This window comes from Nocardioides sp. REDSEA-S30_B4 (assembly GCF_001627265.1).
Classification (GTDB): domain Bacteria; phylum Actinomycetota; class Actinomycetes; order Propionibacteriales; family Nocardioidaceae; genus Nocardioides.
In genome coordinates this window covers 182,648-201,813 of record NZ_LUPI01000008.1, presented here as the reverse complement: position 1 = coordinate 201,813, position 19,166 = coordinate 182,648, and the positions used below count along the sequence as shown (strand labels likewise).

Annotated in this window: 21 protein-coding genes and 1 tRNA gene; 10 read left to right on the top strand and 12 right to left on the bottom strand. The window is 73.5% G+C overall.

Features of this window, described 5'->3' with window-relative positions:
• Window positions 1-29: 29 nt before the first annotated feature.
• Both A6R01_RS02490 and A6R01_RS02485 read right to left on the bottom strand, forming a co-directional pair.
• The gene (locus A6R01_RS02490) at window positions 30-1,004 is read right to left on the bottom strand and encodes an alpha/beta hydrolase (protein ID WP_292603212.1); all 975 of its coding nucleotides are present in this window, start codon (window positions 1,002-1,004) and stop codon (window positions 30-32) included.
• Window positions 1,001-1,816, bottom strand: coding sequence for a glycerophosphodiester phosphodiesterase (locus A6R01_RS02485; protein WP_292603210.1), 816 nt, complete (start codon window positions 1,814-1,816; stop codon window positions 1,001-1,003). Before A6R01_RS02485 ends, A6R01_RS02490 begins: the two co-directional genes overlap by 4 nt.
• A gap of 79 nt (window positions 1,817-1,895) precedes the next feature.
• Between A6R01_RS02485 and A6R01_RS02480 the strand changes: the two genes are divergently transcribed.
• From A6R01_RS02480 to A6R01_RS02470, 3 genes are all read left to right on the top strand, one after another.
• Complete coding sequence (locus tag A6R01_RS02480; protein ID WP_292603208.1) at window positions 1,896-2,993, top strand: PP2C family protein-serine/threonine phosphatase; 1,098 nt, start codon at window positions 1,896-1,898, stop codon at window positions 2,991-2,993.
• Window positions 2,994-3,075: 82 nt separating this feature from the next.
• On the top strand, window positions 3,076-3,825 hold the full coding sequence (locus A6R01_RS02475) for a class F sortase (RefSeq protein WP_292603206.1): 750 nt from the start codon (window positions 3,076-3,078) through the stop codon (window positions 3,823-3,825).
• Window positions 3,818-4,765, top strand: coding sequence for a hypothetical protein (locus A6R01_RS02470; protein ID WP_292603204.1), 948 nt, complete (start codon window positions 3,818-3,820; stop codon window positions 4,763-4,765). The genes A6R01_RS02475 and A6R01_RS02470 overlap by 8 nt, the downstream gene beginning before the upstream one ends.
• On the opposite strand, the gene A6R01_RS02465 is transcribed toward A6R01_RS02470, so the two are convergent.
• Window positions 4,719-5,249, bottom strand: a complete 531-nt coding sequence (locus A6R01_RS02465) for a YbhB/YbcL family Raf kinase inhibitor-like protein (RefSeq protein ID WP_292603202.1) — start codon at window positions 5,247-5,249, stop codon at window positions 4,719-4,721. The two genes, A6R01_RS02470 and A6R01_RS02465, sit on opposite strands and share 47 nt — an antisense overlap.
• 84 nt (window positions 5,250-5,333) lie before the next feature.
• On the opposite strand from A6R01_RS02465, the gene cobA reads away from it, so the two are divergent.
• Both cobA and A6R01_RS02455 read left to right on the top strand, forming a co-directional pair.
• Window positions 5,334-6,566, top strand: coding sequence for a uroporphyrinogen-III C-methyltransferase (gene cobA, locus A6R01_RS02460; protein ID WP_292603200.1), 1,233 nt, complete (start codon window positions 5,334-5,336; stop codon window positions 6,564-6,566).
• 1 nt (window position 6,567) lies between these two features.
• Window positions 6,568-7,371 carry an RNA methyltransferase gene (locus A6R01_RS02455; protein ID WP_292603198.1) on the top strand — a complete coding sequence of 268 codons (804 nt, stop codon included), beginning with the start codon at window positions 6,568-6,570 and terminating at the stop codon, window positions 7,369-7,371.
• Between the two features lie 25 nt (window positions 7,372-7,396).
• On the opposite strand, the gene def is transcribed toward A6R01_RS02455, so the two are convergent.
• On the bottom strand, window positions 7,397-7,993 hold the full coding sequence (gene def / locus A6R01_RS02450; protein ID WP_292603196.1) for a peptide deformylase: 597 nt from the start codon (window positions 7,991-7,993) through the stop codon (window positions 7,397-7,399).
• A 94-nt stretch (window positions 7,994-8,087) separates the two neighbouring features.
• Between def and A6R01_RS02445 the strand changes: the two genes are divergently transcribed.
• Window positions 8,088-9,461 carry an acyl-CoA dehydrogenase family protein gene (locus A6R01_RS02445; protein ID WP_292603194.1) on the top strand — a complete coding sequence of 458 codons (1,374 nt, stop codon included), beginning with the start codon at window positions 8,088-8,090 and terminating at the stop codon, window positions 9,459-9,461.
• Between the two features lie 66 nt (window positions 9,462-9,527).
• The gene (locus A6R01_RS02440; RefSeq protein ID WP_292603192.1) at window positions 9,528-10,748 is read left to right on the top strand and encodes an acyl-CoA dehydrogenase family protein; all 1,221 of its coding nucleotides are present in this window, start codon (window positions 9,528-9,530) and stop codon (window positions 10,746-10,748) included.
• A 72-nt stretch (window positions 10,749-10,820) separates the two neighbouring features.
• Here A6R01_RS02440 and A6R01_RS02435 read toward each other — a convergent pair whose 3' ends face one another.
• From A6R01_RS02435 to galK, 3 genes are all read right to left on the bottom strand, one after another.
• Window positions 10,821-11,279, bottom strand: a complete 459-nt coding sequence (locus A6R01_RS02435; protein WP_292603190.1) for a hypothetical protein — start codon at window positions 11,277-11,279, stop codon at window positions 10,821-10,823.
• Window positions 11,280-11,362: 83 nt separating this feature from the next.
• The gene (locus A6R01_RS02430) at window positions 11,363-11,656 is read right to left on the bottom strand and encodes a YiaA/YiaB family inner membrane protein (RefSeq protein WP_292603188.1); all 294 of its coding nucleotides are present in this window, start codon (window positions 11,654-11,656) and stop codon (window positions 11,363-11,365) included.
• Window positions 11,657-11,728: 72 nt separating this feature from the next.
• Window positions 11,729-12,904: a galactokinase gene (gene galK, locus A6R01_RS02425; protein ID WP_292603186.1), complete on the bottom strand. Its 1,176-nt coding sequence runs from the start codon at window positions 12,902-12,904 to the stop codon at window positions 11,729-11,731.
• Window positions 12,905-12,943: 39 nt separating this feature from the next.
• Between galK and A6R01_RS02420 the strand changes: the two genes are divergently transcribed.
• A complete protein-coding gene (locus tag A6R01_RS02420) occupies window positions 12,944-14,377 on the top strand; it encodes a GuaB1 family IMP dehydrogenase-related protein (RefSeq protein ID WP_292603184.1) in 1,434 nt (477 codons plus the stop codon).
• Window positions 14,378-14,438: 61 nt separating this feature from the next.
• Here the strand turns inward: A6R01_RS02420 and A6R01_RS02415 are convergent, their stop codons facing one another.
• Together A6R01_RS02415 and A6R01_RS02410 are read right to left on the bottom strand one after the other, a co-directional pair.
• Window positions 14,439-15,017, bottom strand: coding sequence for a LysR family substrate-binding domain-containing protein (locus tag A6R01_RS02415; protein WP_292603182.1), 579 nt, complete (start codon window positions 15,015-15,017; stop codon window positions 14,439-14,441).
• Between the two features lie 39 nt (window positions 15,018-15,056).
• A complete protein-coding gene (locus A6R01_RS02410) occupies window positions 15,057-15,650 on the bottom strand; it encodes a hypothetical protein (protein WP_292603180.1) in 594 nt (197 codons plus the stop codon).
• Window positions 15,651-15,866: 216 nt separating this feature from the next.
• On the opposite strand from A6R01_RS02410, the gene A6R01_RS02405 reads away from it, so the two are divergent.
• Window positions 15,867-16,148, top strand: coding sequence for a hypothetical protein (locus tag A6R01_RS02405; RefSeq protein WP_292603179.1), 282 nt, complete (start codon window positions 15,867-15,869; stop codon window positions 16,146-16,148).
• 18 nt (window positions 16,149-16,166) lie between these two features.
• Here A6R01_RS02405 and A6R01_RS02400 read toward each other — a convergent pair whose 3' ends face one another.
• Window positions 16,167-17,192, bottom strand: a complete 1,026-nt coding sequence (locus A6R01_RS02400; RefSeq protein WP_292603178.1) for a hypothetical protein — start codon at window positions 17,190-17,192, stop codon at window positions 16,167-16,169.
• Window positions 17,193-17,419: 227 nt separating this feature from the next.
• Window positions 17,420-17,508 (bottom strand) — tRNA-Leu (locus tag A6R01_RS02395).
• An 81-nt stretch (window positions 17,509-17,589) separates the two neighbouring features.
• Here A6R01_RS02395 and A6R01_RS02390 point away from each other — a divergent pair.
• Complete coding sequence (locus A6R01_RS02390) at window positions 17,590-18,924, top strand: M20/M25/M40 family metallo-hydrolase (protein ID WP_292603176.1); 1,335 nt, start codon at window positions 17,590-17,592, stop codon at window positions 18,922-18,924.
• 8 nt (window positions 18,925-18,932) lie between these two features.
• Here the strand turns inward: A6R01_RS02390 and A6R01_RS02385 are convergent, their stop codons facing one another.
• Complete coding sequence (locus A6R01_RS02385; RefSeq protein WP_292603173.1) at window positions 18,933-19,148, bottom strand: DUF5703 family protein; 216 nt, start codon at window positions 19,146-19,148, stop codon at window positions 18,933-18,935.
• Window positions 19,149-19,166 lie beyond the last annotated feature (18 nt).

Below are 19,166 nucleotides of genomic sequence, written 5' to 3'. Positions count from 1 at the left end.
CGTGTGGGGGAGGTCCGCCCCGGTGCGGGTCAGTCGGCGACGTACGCCGCGTGCCACCGCTGGATCTCGGCGTAGACGCGGTCGCGCGCGGGTCGCCGCGACAGCACGACGTCGTGCCGGGCCCCGGGGACGGCGACGTAGGTGACGTGCGGGCCGACGGCCGTGGCCCAGCGGCGGATCTGCGGCACCTCCAGGACGACGTCGGACTCGTGGACGTCGTCGGTCATGTCGGTGGGCAGCGAGGAGCGGTCCGAGGACAGGACCAGCACCGGCGCGGGCACCTCCAGGCCCTGCTGCAGCCGGGCGTGGCCGTCGCGGATGGCGCGGAGCCAGCCGGCGTGGATCCGGAAGGACTCCAAGGGCTTCCAGTCCAGGTCGAAGTCCCACTCGCCGTCGTGGTCGCGGTGCAACGAGCGCCCGTAGAGACCGTTGACCTCCCGCTTGATCTCCTGCAGCGGCCGCCGCCGGCCGAGCTCCTTGAGCACGACCGTGCCGATGGTGCGCAGCAGGACGCTGCCCTGCAGGTCCAGCCACGGGGAGTTGAGGACCAGCCCGGCCAGCTGCGGGGGACGCCGGCGGTCGAGCCACAGCGGCAGGGTCAGGCCGCCGGTGGAGTGCGCCGAGGCGACGACGTGGTCGTGGTCGTCGCGGGAGGTGATGAGACCCCAGGCGGCGTCCAGCTCCTCGTCGTACGCGGCGAGGTCGGTGACGTGGTTGGCGGTCTGCCCCGGCAGCAGCGACCGGCCGTACTTGCGCAGGTCGAGGGCGTAGAAGTCGTAGCCGCGCTCGAGCCACCACGCGGCGTACTCGACCTGGAAGAAGTAGTCGGCGAACCCGTGCACGTGCAGCACGGCGCGGCCGGTGGGCCGGGCGGCACGCCGGGAGACCAGCGTCGCGACGACGGGCCCCTCCTCGTCGTGGCCGAGGTCGATGGTCTCCGCGAGCCAGGGCTCCCCGAGGACGTCGGTGCGCTGCGCGGGGTCGTGGTCCGGGCGAGGGGTCACGGCCTCATCCTGGCAGCAACGCGCTCACGGGTGCGCAGGGCCACCTCGGGGCGGTTGCTCGTGACCAGCCAGGCGCGTCCGGGACGCATCCAGTAGCGCAGCGAGCGCTCCGTGTCGACGGTCCACACCAGCAGCGGCAGCCCGCGGCGGCGGGCGTAGGCGGCCACGCCGAGGCGGGCCAGGGTGTGCTTGGCGACCACCAGGTTGGCGCGCGAGCCCGACAGGCGCAGGTGCGGCCGCAGCTCGGACCACCGGGTGCGGACCTGACGCACCACGGGGAGCCCCTTGACGCTGCGCCCCAGGGACAGCCCGACCAGCAGGTCCAGGCCCGCGGCGTCGGCCCAGTCCCTGACCGCACGGACCGAGGCGTCCTCCAGCGTGGTCACGACCAGGTTCTCGGGCCCCAGCACCTCCACGGCCCGGCGGGCGGCGCGCACCTCGTGGGTGGCGGCCGGGTCGCGGTAGGCGGCGTGGGGCGAGGTGAACTTGAGGTCGATGTGCGCCCGCCGGCGGCCGGCGAGGGCAGCGAGGACCTCGTCGTAGCGCAGCAGCGGACCGACCAGCTGCTCGAGGCGCGCGACGGTCAGGTCGCTCAGCGGCGTACGTCGCCCGTCGACCTCGATCTCGTGGTCGTGGAAGAGCACGAAGGTGTCGTCGGCACAGCGCTGCACGTCGAACTCCACGAAGTCGACGTCCAGGGAGAGCGCCCGCTCCAGCGCCGGTCGGGTGTTCTCGAGGTGCCGGTCCTCGCCGGCACCGCAGCGGTGCGCGCTGACCAGCACGGGCTCGGAGGTCCTGCGTCGCGACGGCACGGGCCGCCAGCCTAGTGCGGCGACACGGGTCGTCACGACCGAGCCACGCCCGACCCCCGCAGGGCCTAGGGTGCGACTCGTGCCCGACCGCCCCAGACCCAGCCACACGCTCGTGGGCGAGTGGCGCAGCGGCACCTCGCGCAGCCAGTGGACGGTGCTGGCGCTGCTGCTGGCGGCCGTGACGGTCTGCTTCGGGATCTCGCTGCCGTTCTACTCCGTGATGCCGGTCGGCACGTACTTCGTGTGGCTGGTCGTGGGGATGCTGCTGCTCAAGCACCGCCAGCTCACGGTGCTGGTGGCCTACACGGTGCTGGGCGCCCTCACGCTGGCGGTGGTGGACGGTCTGCACGACGGCCAGTTCGGCAGCGCCCGGGCCTCGGGCATGGCCGCGCTCGCGCTCGGCGGGGCGCTGATCCTCTACCAGTCGCGACACCAGCGCTCCGGCCTCCCGGTGCCGTTGGGCGGGGCGATGCTGGCGGACCTGCGCGACCGGCTCCAGCGCCAGGGCACGGTGCCCCCGTTGCCGGACGGCTGGCACTGCGAGACGGCGATGGTCGCCGCCCACGACGTGGGGTACGCCGGCGACTTCATGGTGGCCCGACTCGACGAGTCCCGCGGCCAGCTGGAGATGGTGCTCGTCGACGTGGTCGGCAAGGGGGTCGCGGCCGGGACGGACGCGCTGCAGTTCGCCGGTGCGCTCGGTGGACTCATCGGCGCGCTGCCCCCGGTGGCCCTGGTCGAGGCGGCCAACGACTTCCTGCTGCGCCAGGACTCCGACGAGACGTTCGCGACGGCGGTGCACGTGCTGGTGGACCTGCGCACCGGTGCCTACGAGCTGCACTCGGCCGGCCACCCGCCCGCGCTGGTGTGGGACCACATCGACCGGCACTGGGTCGCCGACTCCGCGCGGGGCACGGCCCTGGGGGTGCAGCCCCGCCCCGAGCTGCACCACAGCACGGGCGTGCTGCAGCCCGGCGACGGCCTGCTCTTCTACACCGACGGCGTGGTGGAGCGTCCCGGTCTCGACATCGACGCCGGCATCGACTGGCTGCGCGAGACCGCCCGCACCGCGGTGCTCGGCGGCTTCGAGGGCGCCGGACGGCGGGTGCTGCGCAAGGTGCGCCGCGGCGACGACGACCGCGCGGTCCTGGTCCTGCACCGTCGGTCGATGCGCTGAGCCCCGGGTCGCACCTCGGCTGCAGGCACGGGGGGAGCGCCCTGGCGGGTGTCGGCGACCGGTCATCGGGCACAGTGGGGCCGTGCCCCCCGCGTCCACGCCCCCGTCCCGACCTGCCCGCGCGCTGTCCGCTCTCCGCGGCGGGCTGCGGACGCCCCGGGGCGCATGGACCGGCGGTGCGCTCGTCCTCCTGGTCGCCGTGGTGCTCACCGTGGTCCTGCTGACCCGGGGTGAGGGCGGGCCCACCCCTGCTGCCCCGGCGCCCACGTCGCCCAGCAGCACCACGACGGGGCCACCCGGCGTCGACACGACCGAGGACGCGACGTACGCCTCCGCTCGACCGGGGTACCCCGACCGGCTGGTGGTTCCCGCGCTGGACGTCGACGCCCCGATCCGTCCGATCAGGGCGCCGGATCGCACCCTGGTGCCTCCCGCCGACCCCCAGGTCCTCGGCTGGTGGGCCGACGGCGCCCGGCCCGGGGCCGACACCGGCAGCGCCCTGGTGGTCGGGCACACGGTGCACACCGGCGGTGGCGCCCTCGACGACCTCGAGACCCTCGCGGAGGGTGACGAGGTCCTGGTGCACAGCCACCGTGGCTCGGGGGAAGAGGGCCCGGAGCGGACCGAGAGCTACGTGGTGCAGGACGTCGAGGTCTATCGCAAGGGCACCCTGGCCCGTCGCGCCGCCGACCTGTTCAGCCAGGAGGTCGACGGCCGCCTGGTGCTGCTCACCTGCGAGGACTGGGACGGCACCCGCTACCTCTCCAACGTGGTGGTCACCGCGGTGCCGGCCGCCGACGAGGACGACTCCGAGGGCACCGCCCGTGGCTGAGGACCCCGTGGTCGACGAGGCAGCGACGCTCGACCCGGCGGTGCTCGACCTGCTGCTCGCCGAGGCCGAGCGCGACCGCACCGGCGTCATCGCGACGCCGCCCGAGTGGGCGGCCGTGGTCTCGGTGGAGCGGGTGAGCCTGGTCAGCGGGGTGCACGACCCCGGGACGCTGCGGCTGCTCCTGCAGGGGCAGGCGGAGGGGGACGTGCTCGTCGAGGTGCAGCGGGCGTGGGCGCGGGTGGCCGACACGGTGCAGCGCAACCGCATGGGCCGCTCCCCGGACGCCGGTGCCTCGCACCGCGACGCGGGGCACCACTCGGTGACCACTGATGCCGAGCGTCTTCGTGCCGCACTGCGGGCAGCCCACCGGACCTTCGAGGCCGAGGCCTACTACCGCGCGAGGTACTCCGATCGCGGCGCGCGCTTCGCCGGCACCGACTCCGCGTGGCTCGTGACGCTGGGCGACCTGCCGACCGACGGGTGCCTCGGCCAGGTCGCCTGGCTCTCCCGGGTGCTCGCGACGCGTGGGATGCCGAGCTGGCTCCTCGAGCGCCACCTCGGCGACCTCGCCGCCGAGCTGGAGGCGGCCTGTGGTGCTGGTGCGGCGGGCACGCTGCCGGAGGCGGCCGCGCACCTGCGCAGCACCCGCGTGGCCGTCGCGGGAGATGACGACCTCACGCAGGCGGCGGACCGCCTGCGTGCGGAGACCGGGGCTGCCGAGCCGCTCGCGGGGGCGGCAGCACTGGTCCTGGCGGCTGGCGCGGACGTCGCTGCCGGCGTGACCGGCTCGTGGGCGCCGTGCGTGGACTGGCTGACCGACGCGGACCGGTGCGACCCCGACGCCGCGGCCTGGCTGCGGGCCGAAGCGGCACGGATCGCACCGGACGGCGGCGTCAGTGCTGGTAGGTCCCGTGGACGATCGCGCGCCCAGCGGTCTTGAAGACCAGGTTGAAGGACACGACCGCCGGGCTGGCGTCGGAGTCGACCCCGAGGGTCTCCTCGGTCACCGCGTGCACCACGAAGAAGTAGCGGTGCACCTGGTCGCCCTCGGGTGGGGCGGCACCCATGAACGCCTTCGGGCCGCCGTCGTTGCGGCACATGAAGGCCGACCCCGGGAGGTCGGCGTCCTCGGCGCCGAGGCCCGCGGGCAGCTCGGTGCAGTCGGCCGGCAGGTCGACCAGGACCCAGTGCCAGAAGCCGCTGGGGGTGGGTGCATCGGGGTCGAAGCAGGTCACGGTGTAGCTCTTCGTGCCCTCGGGGCCCGGCTCCCACGACAGGTGCGGTGAGGTGTTGCCCTCGGCGGCCACCTGCGCCGGGGCCAGCGGCTGGCCGTCGGTCACGTCGTCGCTGCGCACCGAGAAGGACGGCACGCTCGGCAGCAGGTCGTACGGGTTCGGGGTGACAGGTCGATCCAGGGACGTCATAGCGCGAACCTAGTCCGGCGCCGACACGTGGACCACCACCCGGGCAGTGCGATCGGGTCGCTCCGGCCGCGGGAGGATGGGGGCATGCTCGGAGACCACACGGACGCCCCGCCGTACCCCGTCGGACTGCGCCTGGCCGGACGCCGGGTCGTCGTGGTGGGCGGCGGCCACGTCGCCCAGCGCCGGGTACCCGCCCTCATCGGCGCGGGTGCGGACGTCCTGCTGGTCTCGCCCGAGGTGACTCCCGCCCTCGAGGGGCTGGCGGGGGAGGTCACCTGGGTCGAGCGCCGCTTCGAGCTCGCCGACCTCGAGGACGCGTGGTACGTCGTCGCGGCGACCGACGACCCGGAGACCAACGCGCTGGTCTCGGAGGAGTGCGAGCGCCGACGGATCTTCTGCGTCCGCGCCGACGACGCCGCCGGGGGGACGGCCTGGACCCCGGCGGTCGGTCGCCACGGCGGGCTCACCGTCGCGGTGCTGGCCAACCGGGAGCCCCGCAAGTCCGCCGGGGTCCGTGACGAGATCATGACGGCGCTCCGTGACGGCACCCTGACCGCACGCACCACCCTGGACACCACCGCCGGCGTGGTCCTGGTCGGTGGTGGTCCCGGCGACCCGGAGCTCGCCACGGTGGCCGCCCGGCACGCGCTCGCCTCGGCCGACGTCGTGGTGGCGGACCGGCTGGCGCCCCGCGAGCTGCTCGACGAGCTGCCCGCCCACGTCGAGCTCGTGGACGTGGCCAAGCTGCCCCGTGGACGCTCGGCCACCCAGGAGGCCATCAACGAGGTCATCGTCGCGCGTGCCCGGGAGGGCAAGCGGGTCGTGCGCTTCAAGGGCGGCGACGGCTTCGTCTTCGGTCGCGGCTACGAGGAGGTGCTGGCCTGCCAGGCCGCCGGGGTGCCCGTCACGGTCGTGCCCGGCCTCACCTCCTCGATCGCCGTGCCTGCGTCGGTGGGCATCCCCGTCACCCACCGGGGCGTGGCGCACGAGTTCACCGTCATCTCCGGGCACCTGCCGCCGGGTCACCCCGACTCGCTCGTCGCCTGGGACGCCGTCGCCCGGATGCGCGGCACCGTCGTGCTGCTCATGGCGGTCGAGAACGCCCCGGCCATCGCCGAGGCGCTGCTCGACGGAGGACGCGAGCCGACCACACCGGTGGCGGTCATCCAGGAGGGGACGATGCCGGGGGAGCGCACCGTGCTCTCCACGCTCGCCATGCTGGCCACCGACCTGGCCGAGCACGCTGTGCGGCCGCCGGCGATCATCGTCGTGGGGGACGTCGTCGGCGTCGCGCGCCCCGGTCACTACCGTTCGTGACGTGGCACGACTGATCGAGATCGACGACCCGGCCGACCCCAGGCTGGCCGACTACCGCGACCTGCGCGACGTCCAGCTGCGACGTGCCCTGGAGGCCGAGCACGGGCTCTTCCTCGCCGAGGGCGAGAAGGTCGTCCGCCGTGCGGTCGAGGGCGGCTTCGAGGCGCGGTCGTTCCTGATGGCGCCGCGGTGGCTCGACGGCCTCGCCGACGTCCTCGACGCCTCCGACGCGCCCTGCTACGTGCTGTCCGAGGCGCTCGCCGAGAGGGTGACCGGCTTCCACGTGCACCGTGGGGCGCTGGCCTCGCTGCACCGGCGCCCCGACCCCTCGCTGGAGTCGGTGATCGACGGGGCCCGCTTCGTGCTGGTCCTCGAGGACCTCGTCGACCACACCAACGTCGGTGCCGCCTTCCGCTCCGGTGCCGCCCTGGGCGTGGACGCCGTACTGCTCAGCCCCCGGTGCGCCGACCCGCTCTACCGCAGGGCCGTCAAGGTGGGCATGGGGGCGGTGTTCTCGCTGCCCTGGACCCGGGTGCCGGACTGGTACGACGCGCTGCCGACCTTGGCCGGCCACGGGTTCACCAGCGTGGCGCTGACCCTCGCGCCCGACGCCGTACCCCTGGAGGAGGCGGTGGCCGGCCTCGACCGGGTCGCCCTGGTGCTGGGCTCGGAGGGGCACGGGCTGACCTCGCGCTGGGAGCAGTCGGCCGACCGGCGGGCCATCATCCCGATGGCGGCCGGCATCGACTCGCTCAACGTCGCCGCCGCCGCAGCGGTCGCCTGCTACGTCACCGCGCGCCGCTGAGGTCGCCGCCGACGAGGCGTCCGGCTCAGCCCTCGGCGGGCCAGCCCGGCGGGAAGTCCTCGACCTGCTTGTCGTGCTCCTTGGTGAGCTTCTTGCGGGCCTTGGTCGAGAGCCGGTCGCCGAAGACCGTGCCGCGGGTGTGGTCGGTCTCGTGCTGCAGGCAGCGGGCGAGGAGCCCGTCGCCCTCGAAGGAGACGGGGGAGCCGTCGAGCCCCTGACCGGTGACCGAGGCCCGGTCGGGACGGGCGCACTCCACGAACGCGCCGGGGAAGGACAGGCAGCCCTCGTCGGCGTCGTCGAGGTGCCGGTCGCGGCCCTCGGGCAGGGTGAGCTCGGGGTTGCACACGACGCCCACGGTGCGCTCGCCGGACTCGTCGGGGCAGTCGAAGACGAACACCGCGGCGTCGACGCCGATCTGGCAGGCGGCGAGCCCGACCCCGTCGGCGGCGTACATCGTGGCGACCATGTCGGCGACCAGGGAGCGCAGCTCCTCGTCGAAGACCGTGACCGGTTGCTGCGGGCGGTGCATCACCGGCGTGCCCCAGCGGGTGATGGGTCGCACGGTGCCCCCGGTGGGGAGCTGACCGTACGGCGCGTGCTCGGGCGGCGGGATCTCGGACATGCGGGCGATCCTAGGAAGACGGACGCATGGCGCTGTGACCGGCTCCACGAGACGACCTGTAGCGCTATGTGTAACTCACAGTTACATTTCTGGCATGGACATCGGCAAGAGCCTCATGACGCGCCTGTCGCCCGGCGGCAGGCACGGGCTGGCCAGCTCCGAGCAGCGTGACCCCATCGGGTACGCCGTCGCGGCGCTGAACAAGCTGGCCCAGAGCGACCTCCTCGACCGCGTCGGCCTGCGCAAGCAGGCCGAGCAGGTCGTCTTCACCAGCACCCGCGAGGGCTTCAGGACGGTGACGGCCGCGAGCCGCCAGTTCAAGAAGGCCGGCGGCAAGGGCGCGGGCACCCGCGCTCCCGCGGCGCCGCGCAAGGGCGTCTTCGACCTCACGCCCACCGAGGACGAGCAGATGCTCGTCGACGTGGTCTCGGAGTACGCCGAGGAGGTCGTCCGCCCCGCCGCCGCCGAGGCGAACGAGGCCTGTGAGACCCCGGAGGGCGTCCTGAAGGCCGGCCTGGAGATCGGCCTGCCGATCCTCGGCGTGCCCGAGGCGCTCGGCGGCATCTCCGAGGAGCGTTCGGCGATGGCCGGCACCCTGGTGGCCGAGGCGCTGTCGAGGGGCGACATGGGCATCGCGCTGGCCGCGCTCGGCCCCGGCTCGGTCGCGACCGCGCTCGGCCTGTGGGGCACCGAGGCCCAGCAGCAGACCTACCTGCCGGCCTTCACCGAGGATGCCGCTCCTGCCGCCGCCCTCGCGCTGCAGGAGCCCACGGTCCTCTTCGACGTGCTGAAGCCGTCGACCACTGCCCGGAAGACCGCCGAGGGCTACGTCCTCGACGGCACCAAGGCCGGCGTCGTGCGCGGCGCCGAGGCCGAGCTCTTCGTCGTGGGTGCCGCGCTCGAGGGCAAGCCCGTGCTGTTCCTGGTCGAGTCCTCGACCGCCGGCCTGACCGTCGAGGCCGAGCCGTCCATGGGTGTGCGCGCGGCCTCGCTGGCCACGCTGCGCCTCGAGGGCGTCACCGTCCCGACCGACGCCGTGCTCGGCGCGACCGACGGGTCGACCTACACCGAGTGCGTCCGGCTCTCCCGCCTCGCCTGGTGCGCCCTCGCGGTCGGCACCGGCCAGGCCGTGCTCGACTACGTCACGCCGTACGTCAAGACCCGTGAGGCGTTCGGCGAGCCGATCGCCCACCGCCAGTCGGTGGCGTTCATGGTCGCGAACATCGCGATCGAGCTGCAGGCGATGCGTCTGCTCACCTACAAGGCCGCCGGCCGCGCCGCCGCCGGCCAGGAGTTCACCCGCGAGGTCGCGCTGGCCCGCAAGCTGTGCGCCGAGAAGGGGATGGCCATCGGCAACGACGGCGTCCAGCTGCTCGGTGGTCACGGATTCGTCAAGGAGCACCCGGTCGAGCGGTGGTACCGCGACCTGCGTGCCGTCGGTGTCATGGAAGGTGCGGTGCTCGTCTAAGCCCTTCCAGCTTTTCGATCCCCCGCTTCGCTCCTCCTCGAAAACCCGGAAGGGAACCCGAAGACAGTGCCCATTTCTCTGGATGACCCCAAGAAGCTCAAGCCGCTGGCCTCGCAGGCCCACCAGGTCGCGATGAACATGCTGCGTCCCATCTCGCGCAAGTACGACCGCGCCGAGCACGCCTACCCCACCGAGCTGGACATGCTCGCGTCGATGATCGACGGGCTCTCGGAGTCCGGCGCGTCCGAGGGTGCGGGTGCCGCCGGCGTACGCCGCGACGAGAAGCCCGAGGAGAAGCAGGAGGGCACCAAGAACGGCGCCAACCTCGCCTCGGTGATGTCCATCGCCGAGATGTGCTGGGGCGACGTGGGCCTGCTGCTCTCGATGCCGCGCCAGGGCCTCGGCAACTCCGCCATCGCCTCGGTCGCGAACGACGAGCAGTCCGAGCGCTTCGCCGGGGTGTGGGCCGGCATGGCGATCACCGAGCCGGGCGTGGGGTCGGACTCGGCCAACATCAAGACCACGGCGGTCCTCGACGGTGACGAGTACGTCATCAACGGCGAGAAGATCTACGTGACCTCCGGTGACCGGGCCGACCACATCGTGGTGTGGGCGACGCTGGACCGCGAGCTCGGTCGCGCCGCGATCAAGTCGTTCGTCGTCGCCAAGGGCACGCCGGGCATGCGGGTCGAGCGCCTCGAGCACAAGCTCGGCATCCGTGCCTCCGACACCGCGGCCATCATCTTCGAGGACTGCCGGGTGCCGAAGGAGAACCTCCTCGGCTCCCCGGAGATCGACACCAAGCAGGGCTTCGCCGGCGCGATGGCGACCTTCGACAACACCCGCCCGCTGGTGGCCTCGATGGCCGTCGGCTGCGCCAAGGCCGCGCTCGACCTGACCCGCGACCTGCTCACGCAGGCCGGTGTCGAGATCGACTACGACCGGCCGGCCCACGTCCAGTCCGCCGCCGCGGCGAAGTACCTCCAGATGGAGGCCGACTGGGAGGGTGCCCGGCTGCTGATGATGCAGGCCGCGTGGATGGCCGACAACCGCGAGCCCAACAGCCTCGAGGCGTCGATGGCCAAGGCCAAGGCCGGCCGGGTCGGCTCCGACATCACGCTGTCCTGCGTCGAGCTGTGCGGCTCGGTGGGCTACTCCGAGGGCGAGCTGCTCGAGAAGTGGGCCCGCGACTCCAAGATCCTCGACATCTTCGAGGGCACCCAGCAGATCCAGCAGCTGATCATCGCCCGCCGCATCCTGGGCCTCTCCAGCGCCGAGCTGAAGTAGTCCTCGGACCGGGTAGACGCAGTCGTGCCCCTCAGCGGGCGCCATGGCGCCCGCTGAGGGGCACGAGTCGTTCTACTCGGCGGCGCGCCGCAGGGTCTCGGTCTCGGCGGCGACCTGCTTGACGGTCGCCTCGTCGAGCAGCGGCTCCGCCTCGGCGAGGCCGGTGGCACCGTCGGTGCCGAGCTCCTCGGCCGGGGCGTCAGGGCCCTCGGGCTCCGGCGGGAGGGCGGAGGCCGGGGTCGGCTCGCTCTTCAGCGGTACGTCGGCGGCCCGGCGCTTCTTCGCAGCCGGCTTCGCGGCGGGCTTCGCGGCGGGCTTGCTGGCCGGCTCGGTGCCCGTCGTCACGCCCGGCGTGACCGGCTCAGGCTCGGGCGTCGGCTCTGGCTTCGGCTCGGGGGTGGGAGGCGGCCCCGGCACGACGGGCTCGGGCTCCACGGGCGGGGCGGTCGCGTCGGGCCGCACCAGGCGGCGTGCGCCCATCGTGAGGTGGGTGGCGACCGACAGGCCGGTGCGCACTCCCGCGCCGGCCACCGTGGTGGCGGACGAGGTCAGCTGGCGGGCGCCCGGTCGAGCGGGGTGGGTGGGGCGTCGCCGCGGATGGGGCGCCGCGCGCGTCAGGAGACGGCGCGGAACGGGTCGTGCTCGGCCAGGATCTTGTCGACGCGCGCCTGGTCCAGGCGCATCGTGACCGAGGAGGACTCCTGCTGGTCGCGGATGATCTTGGCGAGCGTGAACGCCGAGGTGGTCAGGTAGAGCGTGCCGAGACCGAGGAACGCGCGGACCCACGGGTCGACGGGCAGGTAGAGCACGGCGAAGACCATCGAGAGCAGCGCGATGGCGAAGGAGATCCAGGCCTGGGCCTGGAAGGCGGCGGTGGTGCGGGACGCAGGGGCGGTGTTGTTCGTCATGCCCCCAGCCTCGGCGGGGTGGCCGGGTCCTCGCGCCCGCCGGCGTACCCGGATCCGGGTGAGTACGTGGGCTCAGCCGACGACCGGAGTCCACGCGGCACCGGCGGAGGGGGTGGCGAGCAGGTGCTGCGGGCTGCGGAAACCGGCCTCGGCGAAGCTGTCGTCGATGGCGGTGACGACCCGGTCCACCCTCTCGGTCGGGACCCACGCCACCGCGGAACCGCCGAAGCCGCCGCCGGTCATCCGGGCCCCGAGCGCCCCCGCCCCGACCGCCGCGGCCACGGCGGCGTCCAGCTCCGGGCAGGAGATCTCGAAGTCCTGGCGCATCGAGGCGTGGCTGTCGGCCGTGAGCCGGGCGAGCGCCTCCCGGTCGTCGGTCTCGAGAGCGGCCACCGTGGCGGTGACCCGGTCGATCTCGGTGACGACGTGGCGGGCCCGTCGTCGCAGGCGGTCGTCGTCGAGTCCCTCGACCTGCTCGAGCGTGGCCTTCCGCAGGCTCGGGACGCCGAGCAGCCGGGCCGCCTCCTCGCAGTCGTCGCGTCGCGACCCGTAGCCGCCGTCGACGAGGGCGTGGCTGACCCGGGTGTCCGTGACGAGCAGTGCCAGGCCGCGCTCGGTGAGCTGCAGCGGCACCGACCGACGGCGCTCGTCCTCGAAGTCGATGAGCAGGGCGTGGTCGGCGGTGCCGTGGACGGACACGGCCTGGTCCATGCCGCCCGTGGGGGCGCCGACGACCTCGCGCTCGGCGGTGATCCCCGCACGGACCAGGAGCTCGGCGGTGGCACCCACCACCGGTCGCTCGAGCAGCCCCAGGACCGCCGCACCCACCGCGCACTCGAGCGCCGCGGAGCTGGACAGCCCCGCGCCGAGCGGCACGGTGGAGTCGACGACCAGGTCGACGCCGGGCACGGGCAGGCCCTCGCGGGACAGGGCCCACAGCACGCCGGCGGCGTACCCGGTCCAGCCGGTGGGGCCGCCGGGGCCGCGGTCGGCCAGGTCACCGACGAACGCGTCGTCCTGCTGGAGGCTGAGCAGCCGGACTCGGCCGTCGTCGCGGGCACGGGCAGCGGCTCGCGTGCCGTGGGGCAGCGCGACCGGCAGGACGAGCCCGGCGTTGTAGTCGGTGTGCTCGCCCATCAGGTTGACCCGGCCCGGGGCACGGCCGAACACGGTCGGTCGAGCGTCGGTGAGGCGCTCGAACGCCGCGACGAGCAGGTCGGTGCGGTCCTCGGCCTCCAGCATCCCCATGGCCGCCACCCTAGGAGCAGCACCTCGTAGGCTCGCGACGTGCGCTTCCTCAACGACGTCATCCCACCGCACGACCTCACCTACGACGACGTGTTCATGGTGCCGGCCCACTCCGCGGTCGCCAGCAGGTACGACGTCGACCTGGCCACCACCGACGGCACCGGCGCGACGGTGCCGCTCGTGGTCGCGAACATGACCGCGATCGCGGGGAAGCGGATGGCCGAGACGGTGGCCCGGCGAGGTGGCCTCACCGTCATCCCGCAGGACATCCCCGAGCCGGTCGTGCGCGACGTGGTGCGGTTCGTGAAGTCGCGGCACCTGGTCCTCGACACCCCGATCGAGCTGGCGCCCCACCAGACCGTCGCCGAGGCGATGTCGCTGATCCCCAAGCGGGCGCACCGGGCCGCCGTGGTCGTCGACGACGGCCGCCCCGTCGGGGTCGTCGGGGTGCACGACTGCGAGGAGGTCGACCGGTTCGCGCAGGTGCACCAGGTGATGCGGCCGGCGAGCGTGACGATCTCGGCCGACACCGATCCCCGTGAGGCGTTCGACGCGATCGACCGGGCGCGGGCGGCCCTCGCCGTGGCCGTCGACGGTGACGGCCGGCTGGTCGGGGTGCTGACGCGGGCGGGGGCCCTGCGCGCGACGCTCTACACCCCCGCGGTCGACTCCGACGGCGGGCTGCGGGTCGCCGCGGCGGTCGGGGTCAACGGCGACGTCGCGGCCAAGGCGGCCTCCCTGCTGGGGGCCGGGGTGGACTGCCTCGTGGTCGACACCGCCCACGGTCACCAGGACCGGATGCTCGAGGCCCTGCGGGCCGTGCGGGCGCTGGACCCGGAGGTGCCCGTCGCCGCGGGCAACGTCGTCTCCGCCGACGGCGCCCGTGCGCTCGTCGAGGCCGGGGCCGACATCGTCAAGGTGGGGGTCGGGCCGGGGGCCATGTGCACGACCCGGATGATGACCGGCGTCGGGCGACCGCAGTTCTCCGCGGTGCTGGAGTGCGCCGCCGCGGTGCGCGACCTCGGCGGCCACGTCTGGGCCGACGGGGGAGTGCGCCACCCGCGCGACGTGGCGTTGGCCCTGGCGGCCGGTGCGTCGAGCGTGATGATCGGGTCGTGGTTCGCCGGGACGCACGAGTCGCCCGGCGACCTGGTCGAGGACGGCGGCCGGTCCTACAAGGTCTCCTTCGGGATGGCCTCCGCGCGCGCCGTCGCGCACCGGACGGCCGGCGAGTCGGCGTACGACCGCGCCCGCAAGGGTCTCTACGAGGAGGGGATCTCCGCCTCGCGGATGTACCTCGACCCCGCCCGCCCCGGGGTGGAGGACCTCATCGACCAGATCTGCTCGGGCGTGCGCTCCGCGTGCACCTACGCTGGCGCCTCGTCGCTGGCCGAGCTGCACGAGCGGGCGGTGGTCGGCGTGCAGTCCGCGGCCGGGTACGCCGAGGGGCGGCCGCTCGCGACCTCCTGGTGAGCCCTGGTGAGCCCTGGTGAGCCCTGGTGAGCCCTGGTGAGGTCCGCGCCGGTCGCCCGGCTCAGCGCCGCGAGCTGTTGGCCGTGCGGCCGCGCACGACGCCGATGAAGGTCTGCACCCGCTCGTCGTCGTGGTCGGTGCGCCAGACCAGGCCGATCGTGGTCGTCGGCAGGTCGGTCACGGGGCGGAAGGTGACGTCCTTGCGATGGTGCAGGCGCGCGACCGACATCGGCACCACGAGCACTCCGGTGCCGGCGGCGACCGTCTCGACGGCGTCCTTGACGCTCATCGCGGGCCAGTCCAGCTGCTCCGCGGCCGGTCGCCACCCCGATCGCTCGGGGTGGACCAGCTGCTCGTCGGCGAGGTCCTCGGTGGTCAGCTCCTCCACCACCGTCGCGACGTGCTCGACACCCATCACCGCGACCGGCCGCTCCTCGTAGAGCGGGATGCAGTGCAGGTCCTCGCGGTCCACGGGCAGCCGGGCCAGCACCATGTCGAGCGTGCGTTCGCGGACGCCCTGCTCCTGCTCGTCCTCGGTCACCGGGACGAGCTCGATCGCGCCGGCGCGCTGCTCGAAGATGCGTGCCCACTTGTCCGGGGTCGCACCGGTCACGAAGCCGAGTCTGAAGGGTGCGCTCACGCGGAGAGCCTAGAGGTCCCGGGTCGGGCGCAGGACGCGTCAGGGGCAGATGGGGCAGGAGTCCTCGTCCTCGAGCCCCTGCTCGAGACGCCAGGCGTGCAGGAACCGGACCGCGCCCTCGCCCTGGTCGTAGACCCGGGTCCCGTCGCCGGAGTAGGACGGCCGCGACGTCGCGACGACCCACAGGTAGACCAGCAGCATCTCCAGGGTCTCGCCGCCCTTGGGCGAGTGGCCCGCGAACACGTAGCGCGTCGTGGCGACGGCGCACTCGTCGATCTCGACGAGCTCACGCGGGGGACGCAGGTCGCTGATGCACCAGCCGCACTCGACGTCGCGGGCCTGGCGGGCGCGGTGGCCGTGCAGGAACGCGGCCGCCTGCCCGGCGGTCGGGTAGATCTGCAGCCCGGCGGGGAGGCCGGAGGTGCCGGAGAGGATCCAGTGGTAGACGGTGACGGCGTCCTCGATGTCGTGCCAGCCGACCTGGTGGTCGGCCATCACGAACGCCGTCGTGGTCGCGGCGGCGACGTCGAGCTCGGGGGCCACCCCCAGCCTGGGCGCCGGCTGGGGCGCGCGCGTGGCCGTGGCGAAGGGGTCCTCGTCGAAGGAGGGGTTGGGGGACGGAAGCGCTGTCATGGCGACGGCTCTCAGGTGGGGGTGGGGGAGGTGCAGCGGGGGTCTGCACCGGAACGGGTCCTCAGCGGGCTGATCGACCTCCAGGATGCCCTCCTGAGGCTTTCACATCCGGGGATCGCCGACTGGTCCAGACCGGCGGGTGCTACCGGTAACCGCCCACGGTGCTCCCCGCTGCCCAGGTGAGTGACCGCACGACACCGCCGAGGGAGGGCACCGGTGCCGCGAGGATTCCCCCCACTGCTGGACCCCGCCGACCGTCATGTCGCCGAGCGGTTCAGCTACGGCGTCAACGCGCGCCTGGCCGGGGTGCGCGGCGGGCGCTACCACTCTCGGTGGCCGACGCTGCGCGACGGACGACTGGAGTCCGGTGACCTCACCGTCACCACCGACTACCGGCACCTGCTCATGGAGATCGTGCAGGCACGCTTCCCCGGCGTGGACGCGCATCGGGTCTTCCCGCAGGCGGGCTACCGCCGGCGGCTCGGCGTCATGCGCTGACGCCTAAGGCCGTCGTCCTCACGCCAGCAGGACGGTGAGGACGCCCAGGCCGTAGAGGCCGATCAGCCCGACGCTCTCGAAGCCGATGCCGCCAGGACCACGCGGCTCACGGCGGATCAGCCCGAGCATGAGCACCGCGCTCATCACCGCACCCAGCGCCGTCCACGTCACGACCCGGTCGGAGACGGCGTGGTAGATCGAGCCCTCGGTGTAGGCCACGTCGGAGAACGCGGCGAAGAGCGTGTCGAAGGCGTTGCCGCCGATGATGCCGGCCACCGCCAGGGTGAGGGCACCGCGGCGGACGGCCGCCAGCGTCGTCACCAGCTCAGGGAGGGAGGTGGCGACCGCGGTGAACAGCACGCCCATGAGCGCCTCGTCGAGCCCGGTCGCGTCCACGATGCCGGTGGCCGAGCGCTGCATCAGGAAGCCCGCGACGCCCATGAACGCCACCAGGACCGCGGTGACGCCGAGGAGGCCGGCCAGGGAGCGCTCCTCGCCCGAGGGGTCCGGCTCGTCCTCGCGGGTCTCGCGCGTCCTCTGCGGCACCCACATCGGCTCGGCCCGCGCATCGCGTGCCAGCCGCAGTCCGTAGACGTAGGACACCAGCAGCAGGGGCGTCACCACGTGCACCGGGCCGATCGTCCACTGCGGCATCGCGAACGCCAGCAGGAGCCAGGACAGCTGGGTCAGCAGCAACGCCCCCTGCAGCAGGTTCCCGAGGGAGGCAGCCGCGTGCTCGAGGTTCGCCCGCCGGTAGGCGAGATCGGCGACGGCGAGGAACAGCGTCTGCACGGCGATGCCGCCCACGGCGTTGGACATCGCCAGCTCGGGGTGGCCGCTCGCGGCGGCCGAGGTGGACAGCACGCTGCCGCTGAGGGAGGTGGCCAGTCCCATCAGGACCGCCCCCATGATCGCCTCGCCCAGACCGGTGCGGTCCGCCAACCGGTCGACGACGCCGGCCAGGCGCGTCCCGGTGATGGCGATGACGAGCGTGCACGCCACGAAGAGCACGATGGACGGTCCGAGCGCGAGGCTCTGCAGCACGGGACCCCCTGGTCCTGGTTGCCGGCGGGCTCGGACCAGCACGCCGGGGACGGCGCGCCGGGGGACGAGCAGGTACGAAGGACTCTTTCGACCGTAACCGGTCGCGCGGGCCGCAGGTCACCCCCGTGGGTCCCCTCCGACGCCCCCTGCGGAGCCGTCACGCCAGGTGGCCGCCGGGAGGGGAAAGCGAAAGGCCCAGGTGCTGTGACCTGGGCCTTTCGTGCTTCTGGTGTCCGAGGGGGGACTTGAACCCCCACGCCCTAATACGGGCACTAGCACCTCAAGCTAGCGCGTCTGCCAATTCCGCCACCCGGACGAGTGCGGGCGCAACAGTAGCAGCGGGTCGACCGGACCACCGCATCGGGACCGCTTCCCCGGTGATGCCATGCTGGAGGGCATGTCGACGCCCCACTCGGACGCCCCAGGACAGCGCGACTACGACCCCGCGTCGGAGGTCGTGGAGCTGTGTCGCGACCTCATCCGCATCGACACCTCCAACTACGGCGAGGCCGAGGGACCGGGGGAGCGCAAGGCCGCTGAGCACGTCGCGACGCTCCTCGACGAGGTCGGCATCGAGTCGACCGTCGTGGAGCGGACACCCGGCCGCACGAGCCTCGTCGCGCGCTGGGGCGACACGTTCAGCGACCGTGACGCCCTGCTGCTGCACGGCCACCTCGACGTCGTACCGGCCGCGGCGGAGGACTGGCAGGTCGATCCGTTCTCCGGGGAGGTCCAGGACGGCTACGTCTGGGGTCGTGGCGCGGTCGACATGAAGGACTTCGACGCGATGCTGCTCAGCGTCGTCCGGGCCCGCACGCGCGCGGGCCAGGTGCCGGACCGCCCGATCGTCCTCTGCTTCACCGCCGACGAGGAGGCCGGCGGGCACCACGGCGCCCAGGTGATCGTGGAGGACCACCCCGACCTGCTCGAGGGCTGCACCGAGGCCGTCGGTGAGGTCGGCGGGTTCTCCACCACCGTGCGCGGGCGGCGCGTCTACCTCGTCGAGGCCGCCGAGAAGGGCATGGCCTGGATGAAGCTCACCGCTCGCGGCCGGGCCGGGCACGGGTCGATGATCAACACCGACAACGCCGTCTCCCGGCTCACCGCCGCGGTGGCTCGCATCGGCGCCCACGAGTGGCCGGTGCGCCTCACGCCGACGATGGAGGTGCTCCTCGCGACCGTCGCCGACCTCGCCGGCACCGAGGCGACCCCGGAGAACGCCCGCGACCTCATCGAGGAGTTCGGCGGCGCGGCCCGGATGCTCGGCGCGGTCATCTCCAACACCACCAACCCCACCATGCTCGACGCCGGCTACAAGGTGAACGTCATCCCCACCGAGGCCACCGCCCACGTCGACGGCCGCTTCCTGCCCGGCTTCGAGGACGAGTTCTTCGCCACGCTGGCCGAGCTGACCGGCGAGGGGATCGACATCGACTTCGTGTCCCACCAGCAGCCGTGGGAGACGCCGTACGACGGGGACCTGGTCGCCGCGATGAACCGCTCGATCCTCGCCGAGGACCCCGACGGCATCGTCGCGCCCTACCTCATGTCCGGCGGCACCGACGCCAAGCACTTCCGCAAGCTCGGGATGCGCTCCTACGGCTTCGCGCCGCTGCGGCTGCCCGCCGACCTGGACTTCACCGCGCTGTTCCACGGCGTCGACGAACGGGTGCCCGTGGACGCACTGGAGTTCGGCGCCCGGGTCTTCGACCGGTTCCTCGACCAGGTCTGAGCGGGTCCTCAGGCGGTCCGCACGGCCCTGATGATCTTGCGCCGCAGGATCACCCGTCGGATGCCGTCGGCCCCGATCCGGACGCGGTCGAGCTCCCAGCCACCGTGCTCCGCGCGGTCCACGAGCAGCTTGGTGACCACGTTGCGGCTCAGCTCGCGGGAGAACGCGACCTGCTCGAACTCCCACTCCACCCCGGCACGGGGTGGTCGGCGGTCGATCCTCATCGGTCCTCCCTCCGAGCG